At 34.2% G+C, this 12679-nt stretch carries 9 protein-coding genes; 3 read left to right on the top strand and 6 right to left on the bottom strand.

Annotation, left to right across the window (positions count from 1 at the left end; genetic code table 11):
• The first annotated feature begins 229 nt into the window (after window positions 1-229).
• Entirely contained in the window at window positions 230-1210 is a 981-nt protein-coding gene (gene fabD / locus HF196_RS00555; RefSeq protein WP_168455360.1) for an ACP S-malonyltransferase, read from the top strand.
• Between the two features lie 168 nt (window positions 1211-1378).
• Here the strand turns inward: fabD and HF196_RS00550 are convergent, their stop codons facing one another.
• The 4 genes from HF196_RS00550 to HF196_RS00535 all read right to left on the bottom strand — a co-directional run bounded on the left by HF196_RS00550 (window position 1379) and on the right by HF196_RS00535 (window position 6111).
• Window positions 1379-1957: a hypothetical protein gene (locus HF196_RS00550; protein ID WP_168455359.1), complete on the bottom strand. Its 579-nt coding sequence runs from the start codon at window positions 1955-1957 to the stop codon at window positions 1379-1381.
• Window positions 1958-2139: 182 nt separating this feature from the next.
• The gene (gpmI, locus tag HF196_RS00545) at window positions 2140-3642 is read right to left on the bottom strand and encodes a 2,3-bisphosphoglycerate-independent phosphoglycerate mutase (RefSeq protein WP_168455358.1); all 1503 of its coding nucleotides are present in this window, start codon (window positions 3640-3642) and stop codon (window positions 2140-2142) included.
• Window positions 3643-3882: 240 nt separating this feature from the next.
• Window positions 3883-5298, bottom strand: coding sequence for a transcription termination factor Rho (rho, locus tag HF196_RS00540; protein ID WP_168455357.1), 1416 nt, complete (start codon window positions 5296-5298; stop codon window positions 3883-3885).
• Window positions 5299-5502: 204 nt separating this feature from the next.
• Entirely contained in the window at window positions 5503-6111 is a 609-nt protein-coding gene (locus tag HF196_RS00535) for a cell cycle transcriptional regulator TrcR (protein WP_168456223.1), read from the bottom strand.
• Between the two features lie 323 nt (window positions 6112-6434).
• Between HF196_RS00535 and HF196_RS00530 the strand changes: the two genes are divergently transcribed.
• Window positions 6435-8243: a peptidylprolyl isomerase gene (locus HF196_RS00530; protein WP_168455356.1), complete on the top strand. Its 1809-nt coding sequence runs from the start codon at window positions 6435-6437 to the stop codon at window positions 8241-8243.
• A 613-nt stretch (window positions 8244-8856) separates the two neighbouring features.
• On the opposite strand, the gene HF196_RS00525 is transcribed toward HF196_RS00530, so the two are convergent.
• A complete protein-coding gene (locus HF196_RS00525; protein WP_168455355.1) occupies window positions 8857-10134 on the bottom strand; it encodes an MFS transporter in 1278 nt (425 codons plus the stop codon).
• Between the two features lie 372 nt (window positions 10135-10506).
• Here HF196_RS00525 and HF196_RS00520 point away from each other — a divergent pair, with 372 nt between their 5' ends.
• Window positions 10507-11001, top strand: a complete 495-nt coding sequence (locus tag HF196_RS00520) for an ankyrin repeat domain-containing protein (RefSeq protein WP_168455354.1) — start codon at window positions 10507-10509, stop codon at window positions 10999-11001.
• A gap of 89 nt (window positions 11002-11090) precedes the next feature.
• On the opposite strand, the gene HF196_RS00515 is transcribed toward HF196_RS00520, so the two are convergent.
• Window positions 11091-12437 carry an ankyrin repeat domain-containing protein gene (locus tag HF196_RS00515; protein ID WP_168455353.1) on the bottom strand — a complete coding sequence of 449 codons (1347 nt, stop codon included), beginning with the start codon at window positions 12435-12437 and terminating at the stop codon, window positions 11091-11093.
• Between the last annotated feature and the right edge of the window lie 242 nt (window positions 12438-12679).

Genomic DNA, 12679 nt, shown 5'->3' with positions numbered 1-12679 from the left:
GCTACCTACAAACTTTTAGTCAATTAATATTCTAGTGAATTCAACATGTTAAGTCAATTATTGTTGTAAAATCTTGCGTCACTATGTAAAAAAGCCTTCTATTTAGTGGTGCATGATTAGAAAAGTAGATCCCAGATACAAGTGTTTACTACTTGGATGACAGGTAAGAAGTACATTGACAAAAAATAAACAAAGTAGTATACTTAATGAAGAATAAATAATTATCATTATGATTTTTGCTTTTCCTGGTCAGGGCTCTCAGTTTGTAGGAATGGGAAAGAGCTTATATAGCGAGTTTTCCATTGCAAGACAGGTATTTCATGAAGTAGATGATATACTGAGTAGGAAGTTATCCTGTTTAATTTTTGATGGTTCTATTGAAGAATTAACAATTACAGAAAATGCTCAGCCGGCTATAATGGCAGTGTCAATTGCAATACTACGTGTTATGGAGTATGTATTTGGCAGATCTCTTTTCTCTGATTACAATGTTAAATATGTTTGCGGCCACTCAGTTGGCGAATACACAGCATTATGTGCTGCAGGAGCATTGACTCTTGAGTCTGCAGTCAAACTGCTGAAAGTTCGAGGTGAAGCGATGCATGAAGCCTCTCTGAAATGTAAAGGCGGAATGGTTGCATTGCTTGGAGCAGAGATAAGCGAAGTAGAAGATGTATTAGAATCAGCCCAAATTGACGGGGTTTGTGAAGTTGCAAACGATAATGGCGGTGGACAGGTAGTGGTAAGCGGCACTGCGGAAGCTCTTGAAATGTTACCTGATTTATTCAAAGACTCAAGCATTAGAAAACTAATTAAATTGCAAGTTAGTGGGCCTTTTCATTCATCTCTTATGAAACCTGCTGATGAAAAACTTTTGGAATTTTTAGAAAATGTCACAATAACTCAACCTTTAGTTCCCTTTGTATCAAATGTTACAGCTAAAAAAGAAAGTGACCAAGAAATTATAAGAGCTTTGCTTGCTAAGCAGGTTGTAAGCAGAGTGAGATGGAGAGAGATGGTTTTATATATGGCAAAACATGGCATCAACAAATTCGTCGAAATTGGACCTAATAAAGTTTTATCTAATTTAGTTAAAAGAATTGATCAATCCATCAGCACAAAAAATATAGATAGTGTTGGTGATATTGACGATTTTTTTAATGGATCATTAGTGTTAACGGTAGAAAATTTAGAAGTTAGCTTAAGTTGAAGTGTATCTATTTGGTATTACCCAAATAGATACATTTTACGAACATTATGATTGATAGACCAGAAAGGATGTCATCCAAGTAGCCAGAGCTGGTTTCCATGCAACCCCGTCAAAAATGTTGTACGCAAAAGCACCCCACAGAAAATGACTAAAAGGTTTATTTCTTATTTAGTGACAATCAAACTTCACATTTTTTATAATGTTATTTACAGTTATCATATCTTCATGGAATGAGCTCCATATATGTTTTATTAAAAAATGATCATCAATATATGCATCAGGGCTTGTTATGTTTGAGTAAATGTCAAAAAAAACACATTTACCATTAATTATACCCCTATATGTATCTGCACCATAGAGGTGGCTCATAGCATTATCACTACCTCTAAGATATGTAAAGTAATGTCCGTCTATCAATATCTCGTTTGGTACCTCTTTCCCTTCATTGTTACTAAAACTTTCATAATTTATATATGGGTAACTGTTATAGCATGCTTTTTCTGAAACATCATTTTTGCTGATTAGTACATCTGCTCTTATAAAATAATAGCGGTCGTCTTTGAATTTAAATGAAATAATTTTTCTTGCGTTTTTTATAAGAGAGTCATTTCCGTAATTATTATAAACAGTCCGTACGTTATTGTTGTTATCTACAATCATACTACCAGGCAGTGATAATTGCAAACCGCTTTCTTTGTCATAAAGTATATGTAGTTTTTCTTTTGCAAAAATTTGTGTAGTTGACAAAAGAGTAACAATTAAAATTTTAAATAAAAAAATAATCACACCCATTATATTTGCAATACTAAAATAGGAAAAATACTCACTATACGCTACATAGTTTTTTTCTTGTTACTTTATCTTCCAGATAAACCCATGCTGTGATAGTTGTAAATCCCAGCTAAGATGACAGAGGATGATAATCAAAATTAAACGATCAATGAACTACCCGTCATTTTATCAGGGCTTTTAATCCCAAGCAATTGTAAAACAGTAGGGGCGATGTCAGATAATCTTCCGTCTCTCAAATTTAGATTATCACAAAAATCAAAGCATATGATGAATGGAACTGTATTCAAAGTATGTGCTGTATGAGGTGTGTTGTTTTCTTCATCGAACATGCACTCAACATTGCCGTGATCTGCCGTAACAATGAGCGCAGTGTTACCCGCTTCTTTAACGGCATTGAACACTTTCATAAGGCAATTATCTATAGCTAGCACAGCCTTCTGAGCTGCTTTCATATTACCTGTATGACCTACCATATCAGGATTAGCGTAATTTACAACTATCAGTGCGAATTCTTGGGAATGAATTTTTTCTACAAGCTTTTCTGTAAGCTCAAAGGCTGACATTTCGGGCTGCAAATCATAAGTTTTGACTTTTGGTGAGGGAATGAGAATTCTTTCTTCACCAGGAAAAGGCTCTTCTTTCCCACAATTAAAAAAGAAAGTTACATGAGCGTATTTCTCAGTTTCAGCAATACGTAATTGCCGTAATTTATTGTCTTCTATTACTTGCCCTAAAGTGTCAACAAAGGATGGAGGAGGAAAAAGACAGGGAATTCCTAAGTCCGCTTTGTATTGCATCATGCTTAAAATTGAAGAGAATTTTGCTACTTCAATATAGTCTGTTTTACCAAGCAAGATACTTGCCAATTGTATCATCCGATCAGCACGAAAGTTAGCTAGCAACACCCCGTCTTCTGGTTTTATGCCTTGATAATCACCTATTACTGCAGGTCTGATAAACTCATCAGTTATGTTGTTTTGATAATTATTGTCAATCAACGACATCGCACTATCGTGACAAGGTGCCTTTGCAAATGCGATAGCTTCGTAAGCTTCAATTGTTCTTTCCCACCTGTTATCACGGTCCATAGCGTAATAACGTCCAGAGACAGTAGCAATTCTTATGTCATTGTTTATACTCTCTTCAAATTCTTGAATGCATTTTTTTCCCGAATTTGGTGATGTATCTCTGCCATCTAAAAATGCATGTATCACCACTTTAATTCCATGTTGCGATATTTTATTTGCTAGAGTTGAAATATGTTTTTGATGCGAATGAACACCACCGTCTGACACTAATCCCATTATATGGCATACACCATGCTTACTTTTTAAATTGCCAACAAAGCTTTGTAGATTTACATTGCTTTCTATTGTTCCTATTTCCTGATTAATGCGCTGTAGGCTTTGCATCACTACTCTGCCACTGCCAATATTCATGTGGCCAACTTCTGAATTGCCTATTTGACCATCTGGTAGCCCAACATCGGTTCCACAGGCAGACAAACTGCATTTTGGGTAACTAGAGCTAATATACTGCCAACAGGGTGGGTTTGCATTGCTGATAGCATTATATTTATTATTCTCTATTCCATTTCCCCAGCCATCTAATATACATAAAACAACCGATTTAAAGTTCATACGGTACTAGAATTCTATAGATATAACATGATATCAAAAACAAACTCTTTCCACAATTTTTGGATAAGGTCAAGATCAGGTTTAATGTGCAAGTATTGAAACATTAGGTTTACGCACCACTGTAAATCCTTCTGTGTTTGTCCTGTACACCTCAATATTTGACCATTTCTTTATTATTCCACATAGAATATGCAACTTTGCAGCAATATGATGAAAGTTGCATATTTCTGCCAATTTATTTTAATTATTCATAGAGTTAAAAAAGTCAGCATTACTCTTTGTTAAGAGTAATTTATCGCGTAAAAACTCCATTGCTTCAACAGACCCCATAGGATTTAATATCCTGCGCAACACCCATATCTTATTCAATATAGCCTTATCAATTAATAGCTCTTCTTTTCTAGTTCCTGATTTTGTGATATCAATAGCTGGGAATATCCGCTTATCGGCAAGTTTTCTATCGAGTATAATTTCAGCATTACCAGTACCTTTAAACTCTTCAAAAATAACTTCGTCCATTTTTGAACCAGTTTCTATAAGAGCAGTGGCAATAATTGTTAAAGAACCGCCATTTTCAATATTGCGAGCCGCCCCAAAAAAGCGTTTTGGTCTCTGCAGCGCATTTGAGTCTACACCACCAGTTAAAACTTTACCGGACGAAGGAATAACTGCATTATAGGCACGCGCAAGACGGGTGATAGAGTCGAGCAAAATTACAACATCCTTTTTATGCTCAACCATCCTTTTAGCCTTTTCTATTACTATTTCAGCAAGCTGTACGTGACGATAGGCAGGTTCATCAAATGTAGAGCTTACTACCTCACCCTTTACAGAGCGTATCATATCTGTCACTTCTTCAGGTCTTTCATCTATAAGTAATACTATTAATTCTATTTCAGGATGATTTGTAGCTATAGAATGAGCCATCTGCTGAAGTAATATTGTTTTTCCTGTACGCGGTGGAGCAACTATTAACGCCCTTTGTCCTTTTCCAAGGGGTGCAACTATATCTACAGCACGCATATTTATATCTTTCTTATTATCCCCAATGGTGTTGTTTTCAAGAATCAAACTCTCTTCAGGATAAAGAGGAAGCAAATTGTCAAAATGGACGTACTTTCTTAGCTCACTTACTTCAGTAGAGTTTATGCTTTGGACCTTAGTCAAAGTAAAATATCTTTCTTTATCACCAGGTGGCCTTATCTCTCCGCATACCATATCCCCTGTACGCAAGTTGAACTTTTTTATCTGTCCATTAGAGATATAAACATCATCGGTACTCGGAGCATAATTTGCGCTTGCTGAGCGTAAAAATCCGAAACCATCAGGTAATATTTCTACTATTCCGCTTCCTGTAGTAATGCCCCCTTCTTCACTCATTTTTTTCATCAAGCTGAATATCATCTCCTGTTTCAGCATTCTGCCATTACCCTTACCATTAGTTGAAATTTTCCTTTCTTCAGCTAGATCCAATAATTCTTCTGCTGTTTTTTTTCTCAGCTCACTCAGATCTAGTGTTTTTCTGTTCTCTTTCACACCTTCATTCGTTGTTTGTTTTACCATGTTATTGTCGGGAATCTGCTCACTTTTCTCTGCTGATTCTGGTTCAGCCGTGACCTTTTCTTTTGCTAAAACATCTTCATTGATTGTTGCCATAATCCTCCAAAAATTTTAATTGATGCTTACTAACCTAAAATGTGAATACAAGAAATAAATTAGGATTAGCTAATCTTAAGGAAGTATTAAACTCAACTGCTATTAAGCTACATACTTTACCTAACATTATATCAATAAACACGGGCAAGTCAAGTTAATTTAATATTAATAAGGTATGGAAATAAATAAGCAATTTGAGGAGCCTTAATAATTTTCTTTTATATTTTTTAACCTTTCTTGTTTCTCTTCTTTTATTTTAGCTTTTTCCACCTCCACTTCTAAATCTTCTTGGCTACATAAGCCAAGCAGTACAGGGTCTTGAGGTTTTATATTTTGCATATTATAATGAGATCCATTTCTCACCTGTTCTACCGTGTGATTTGTTGTACTAATCAACTTAGCTATGACATTATTATCCAAAATAGGAAATTTTTTTATTAAATAATAAATCGCATCAGGTTTATCTCTACGCCTCGCTACAGAGGCAAGACCAAGAACGTTACCAATCGTTTTGCTTCTTCTTTTTAAGTTTTTTGCAATCAAATTCGGAATACGATTCAGATTTTTTTTACAATTATCTATTTCTTTCTCAGTTGTTATCCCAGAAATAATAGGATTAAATCTTTCAACATCTATTTCTTCATCAGCTATATCTTGCACTTCTTCAAGAGTTAATTCACAAGATTGTGCTATTTGGTTAAAAGTTAAAGCAGTATTATCTACCAGCCAAGCAGCAATTTGCATGAGAAGCTGTTTGTTTCTATCATTATTGCCTTTAGAAAGTTCCGATGACATTAGGAAAACATCTCCCATTAAAATATTCTTTATTGTCACATAGAGCTAAAATATAAGCTATTATAAGCTATTAAAATTAAAAAAGCATTAATTTTATCACCTAATAACTTCCTCATTTTTAATCTTTCAATTTGACTAAGCAATCAGGCCTGTCTTAGTCACCTAAAAGAACATTACCTCTCTTTAGGTGCAATGGTTTGATTTAGGCGTGTATTTCTATTTAAGGGGAGTAAAATTTTAAACTAGATATATTATAATGCAATACACAATAGCTAATTAATCAATAAATTTACAAGTGTTAAATTTTTGCTATAATTAACCACTAATCAACTTTTACGCTTATGAATGTTAAAAATTTTTTCACTAAAGTAACTGTTGTTATTTTAGCTTGCTTATTAATTTTCATGGGAGTTGGTAGCCTTCTATCAGACAGCAATGAAAAAGAGGAGGTAGCTAGAGTTGGAAAAGAAGTTATAACATTAAATGAGTATAAGTCGTTGTATCAAAATTATGGGAAGCAAATTTCTGAACCTGACATTAGTGAAGAACAAACAAAAAGATTGAAATATGATTTACTTAATGCGCTTATAGAGCAAAAACTATTGTTTAACCTAATGAGTGATCTGGGGTTGGTGATTGGAGAGGAATCTATAAAAGACCATATTAAAAACACTAAGTACTTTCAAAACGATCAAGGAGAATTCGACAAAGAGAAATTTTATGAAACACTAAATAGTCTACATATGACAGAGGAAGACTATTTAGCAAAACTAGAGAAAATTCTGCCTGCAGTAATGTTCACAACCTCATTATTTAAAGATAATTATCCAGTGACCTTTGGTGAGAAAATCGATGAGCAGATATACAAAAATCGCTACCAAACTAGAGTAGTCAATGTTATTAAAATAACTAAGGATGCAGTTACAGACATTCCTGAACCAGATGATAAAACTTTACTTAACTTGTATGAAAAAAATAAGTCTCATTTTTATTATCCTGAATATCGAACTGCGCAATATATTTCTTTGGATCAAAAGTACTTTGAAGACCAGATCCAAATTTCAGATGAGGAGATTGATAATATAATAGAACAGCAGGAACTTAAAAATCAAAGAGATATATTCAATCTAGTATTTCCCACTAAAGAGGAGGCCGAAGCGGCAAAAAAAACACTCGAGGAAGACAAAATAAGCTTCGAGCAAATAGCAGCAAAGTTTGGTAAAACAAAGCTTGAGGAAATTAGAATAAACAATATAACCAAAGATTTTCTACCGGAGGATATGAGAGAAAAGGTTTTTGCTATCAAAGCAGGTGAAGTCAGTGAAATTTTAGCGAGCAATTTTGGTTGGCATATAATAAAAGTGGAAAGTGCGCATCAAATCTCTGATGAAAACTTAGCTAACTTAAAAAAAGATATAAAGTCAACTTTAACCACACAAAAGTCTTTCGAAAAAGTCAACAATTTCATAAATCAAGTAAACTATGATATATACAACGGTGCAACAATTGAGGAAATATCTAGTAAGTATAATTTACCTATACAAACCATTGGTCCAGTAGATGCTAGTGGAAAAGATCGAAGCGGTAATATTATAGGTAGCACTGATGATTTGATTTCCTTTCTCTTTTCACGAGAAAAAGACCAAAAGAGTTATCTTAAAGGGGTTGGAGATGCTGTTGTCAGTGTAAAGATTACTGATATCGTTCCGCCCAAATTGCAAAGTTTTGAAGAAAGCAAAACATCAGTGATAGAACTTTGGCGTAATGGGTTTATAAGAGAACAAATGTTTAAGATTGGACAAGAAATTGCAGCTCAGCTAAAAGAAAAAGCAGATTTCAATAAAACTCAAGGCGTAGAACTCATTAAAGGTCAGCAGATACATCGCAATGACACTGAACGGCAAAACTATCCTTCCTTTTTTATAGAAGAGGTTTTTAATATGAAAACGACTGATTCAGTGACAGACCCCATTCAACACGACAATGACATTATAATAGGTGTTCTAAAAGAAATGTATTCATCAAATGGTAAATTAGATACATTCGATACTGGAAAACACGTGATGATATCGCTAAAAGAGCAATTAGTTAGCTATCTGGAATCAAAATATAAGGTTGAAGTTAACCACAACATGCTTGATAATATATAGACAGAAAACCTGTTTTACCTTAAGTGCATGATGCCATTCCAGTTTTAACTACTTGGATGACAAGAAAAGGAACACATAGTAGAGAAAGTAATGATGTATTACTGGTAAAACTTGACGTTAACCACCAATAGCCGTAGTAGTTGTAAGTCGAAAACTTGCCCCTCTTCTGCTTTTTCTGGGACTGTCCCTAAAAATTATTTCACTGATTCAGTAGTTACAATGGCAGTGGGGAAGGTTTAAAACACCGATTCTGGATTAGTTTTTGGTAAAATGTTGAAAGTCTTAACTTTTTGACTATGCTTAATCAAACTTAAGAGCGATAGCTTACTGCATGTCTATACAGCCAAATTATTGAACTTTACTAAATTGATACAGCATTTAGGATACCCGCTGCTTAAATTTAGGTAGATTCTTTACTATGTTTAAATTTATAAATCATTGATACTCTTGCTCTTTTTTATCTTTAATCCAGAATTAGCGTTTTCAATAGAATGCTATATTTATTATAACCAAGTATAGAAAAATCTTTTATAACAAACAACGTAGACATTCTATTATTAACTATGGCACCCCTGTACAATTATACATCATTCTTACAATAAAAATGTTCTCCCTATTTTTTCTGAATAAGGTCAACTATTTGCTGGTTAGTTTTTTTCGCTCTAACACTTGTAACCAACACTATGACAGCACCTAAACAAGCACATATTGGGATAGCACTAAGAGCATATTGATAAGCATAAAGATCGTACAACATCACTCCTTCTTTACTGAAGGTTCCAGACCAAGATAAGTCTAGAACTTTTCCTATTAAAGTATGAAAAAATGAACCACCTAACATATTTATACTGTTTAAAAATGCTATAGTAATTCCTAAATCTTTTACTGCTACTAATTCGCTGCCCGCAACAAACACTATGGCTTGGTAACAACACATAATTCCCACAAGGAAAAAGAGACAGGACAGAGCAAGTGCATTATATGTTTTGCTCATCAATAATAATGTAAAAGCTAGTGCCATACCAAATCCACACATTACAATAACAGTATAGCTACCCTGTCTTTTGCTGAGCCAAGCTAACAATGGTCCACCAAAGAGCATACCACAAAATATAAATGATATAATACCCGCTGCATTGCCTTTGCTTAAGTTATAAGCAGTTGTTAAATAACTAATCCCCCAAACATCAGCAAATCCTTCTAATGAGCCTACCATCAAAAAGTTAGAAAGAGCTAAATACCAAATCAACCGAGAAGTAAGAACAGATTTTAAACTACCTATTTTAAATTGCTCATTTGAATTCACATCCCTTGTATTTTGTGGTGAACGTAAAGCAAGGTACGCTATAAAACCAATTGTTATTGATAATACTCCAAGCGTCAAAGCAACACTTTGCCACTCATGATTTTCTACCAACAAACCTATAGGTTTGCCTCCATAAATTGCACCCATCAGCCCCAGTGTAAATGATAAACCTATCATTTTTGCATACCGATCTCTAGAAAACCATTCTGAAACTACTTTAGAAACACCCAGAAACCCAGCTGCAGAGCATGCCCCTATTAAAAATCTACTCAACGCCGCTAAGTAAAAACTATTTGTGTACGTAAACATTAGAGTGGCAATACCACAAAACGTAGCAGACACAAAAACAATGTATCGTGCACCAAATCTATCTAGTAAAATTGCAACAGGTATTTGCATTCCGGAATAGCCATAATAATAAAATGCCGCAAGTATTCCAAAATGGCCAGTATCTATAGCAAACTGCTCCATGATTTGATGCATCATTAGTCCAGGCCAAAGACGTAAGATAAATTGATATGCAAAAAAGGACAATGGCAGAAACCACATAAAAAATGGCAAATACTTGTGTTTAGAAGTAAGCATAAAAACCTCACTTTATTTAATTATTTAAAAATTTTAACAATGAAAAATAGGTATGAAGATATGTATCGGCGTTAGCCGACAATAATAAGAGAAATAACAATAAGACTGAAGTACTTATGGTACATCGGAACCAATAAACTTAAAATATAAATATAACTTTTATTTTACGTTAACATATTTTGTTTTAAAGTCAACAGTTTTATCTTTGTAATATGCATAATTCCAAGTTCAAAGAAAGAACAGATGACACCAAATTAATATATTTCCTGAAGAATTTACCTTGGTACCTATGCGTTTCCCAACCAACCTATAGCTTGACTATCTTTCTTTCTTCTCATATTATCTTTGCATAAATATTTAATGAATTGCAAGATGAGTGAAAGAGTGAAAAAGTTTATATTTGAGGCTGCTGCTAATCGTCGCTGGAGTATAGTCAAGCTTGCCATAAAAAGAGATGGCTATGATGTAAATGTCAGAAATGAGAAGGGTCATACCTTGTTACATTATGCTGCAGTAGTAGGTCCAATTGAAGAAATCGACTATTTTATAGAGAAGGGAATTGATATCAACTCTACTAGTAACAATGGCTCCACACCATTACATACGGCTGCTCTGTATGGCTGCTTTCCCACAGCAAAATATCTTGTAGAAAAAGGAGCCGATGTCAATGCTCTTGATGATAGTGATAATAGCCCACTTGATTTAGCTTCTCAACATGAGCGCCATGAAATAGTAGAATATCTTAAAGGAGCAGGAGCAGAAACAGGAGTAAAAGCAGAAGAGGAAACAGAAAGTAATAAATGGGTTGATAAATTTAGACCACGGACTGATTTTAAAAGTCTTGTCAAGAAACAGTCTGACTGTTAAATCCGTATCTACTGCAACACCAACTTTTTCGTAGTTTAGAAGGAGAGGCTATCAAAATAAGTCTTGCCTTTTGCATTTTTCACATTTCGCTAATCGATACTCAGAACAGTAGTATTATCAAATTGTTGAGTACCCAAGTCAGTAACTGTTGAACTAGGTTTTGACACCGCATATGTAATACCACTAACGATAAGTCCAACTGCCAATGCAGTAGCCAAAGATATGCCAGCAATAGTTAACATTGACAATCCAACATTTGCAACACAGCATCCAATAGCCACTGTCAATGCAACTACACCACAACAAATTACACCAGTAGTCACTGCTTTCCTCATTGCTTGTTTATTAGTGCTATTTTTGTTTTCAACATCCACTCCCTTAGACTTTAGATATTTAATTGTATCTAGGTGACCATCTTTAGCAGCTAAATTTAAAGAAGTATAACCATTCTGATCTGCTTGATTAAAATCAACCCCCTTTTCATCTATAAAGTATTTTACTACATCTAACTGGTCATTCTTAGCAGCTAAATGCAAAGGGGTATAGCCATCCTGATCTGCTTGATTAAAATCAACTCCTTTTTCATCTACGAGGTATTTAACTGTATCTAAGTAGCCATTTTTAGCAGCACAATGTAAAGCAATGATGTTAAGCTTGTTTGCTTGATTAAAACTAACCTCTTTCTTCTTCATAGCTGAAGAGAGACTTTCAGGGACGCTCGGCCCTTGCTCTGTTGAAGTATTTTGAGCTTTTTTGCTGTTTTCACATATAGGTTGAGGCATTTCAAGATCTGCATTATTTATGTTAATATTTTCGTATAATTTGGTATCAGTTTTTGCACCCGTAACTATATTTTCAACCTTTTCCTGCTCTTTCGCATCAACTACAATTGCAGTATCTTTATGCTCTAAGTTTGACACACTTGTTTGAATATTTCTAGATTGAGTAAAAAATGCAGCTTGATACAGGTTTGTGGACACCTCCCCTTCCTGGTATTCCATGCCTGCTATCTCGCACAATACGCCTACTAGATTAATATCTCCTTTTTTTAAAATTTTTAATATTTCATCTTTTTCTATTGAGTAAATTACATCCCTTCCGTATTGATTTTTCATAATCATTTTTTCATTAAGAACTTCTTCTAAAAGTTCTCGCTTTTTAGCTTCTTTTAACAGATCTTTTATGGCTTGCGTGTTTCCATGACATATAGCATAATGTAGTAGTGTAAACTTCTCACCTCTGTAGGTTATCTTTGTTCTTAGGATGCTTTTATTATAGTTCATTGTAAACATTCTACACCTGAACTTTTCAGCAATACCTTCTCCTTTTTCTATTCTTTTTGCTAGTTTTAGAACCCTTTTTTTGTCTGCATCTCTTAAGTCACGTACTGGTTCATAGCTTATATCTTGTTCACCAGCATTTTCTAGTCCTTTCATAATATATTTTTTTCTCAAAATATTTACTTTTATAAATTAGTTATGTTAATAACACATTAATTGCCCAATTAAGACGCTAATTCGTGGAATTTTTCTATAGCTAACTCAAGCAAGGCTTCCCTCAAAACTGGAAAGCCTATTTTAGCCATCTGTGGATTTATTAGTTCTCAACTGTATGTTTCCAGTGTCTAGGTATTGGAATGACAAAAAAGGGCGTAGGAATAACATTGTTTCCACATTAC

Origin of the sequence: Wolbachia endosymbiont of Ctenocephalides felis wCfeJ (assembly GCF_012277315.1) — a bacterium.
In the GTDB taxonomy this organism is placed as follows: domain Bacteria; phylum Pseudomonadota; class Alphaproteobacteria; order Rickettsiales; family Anaplasmataceae; genus Wolbachia.
This window is presented reverse-complemented; position numbering and strand designations above follow the sequence as displayed.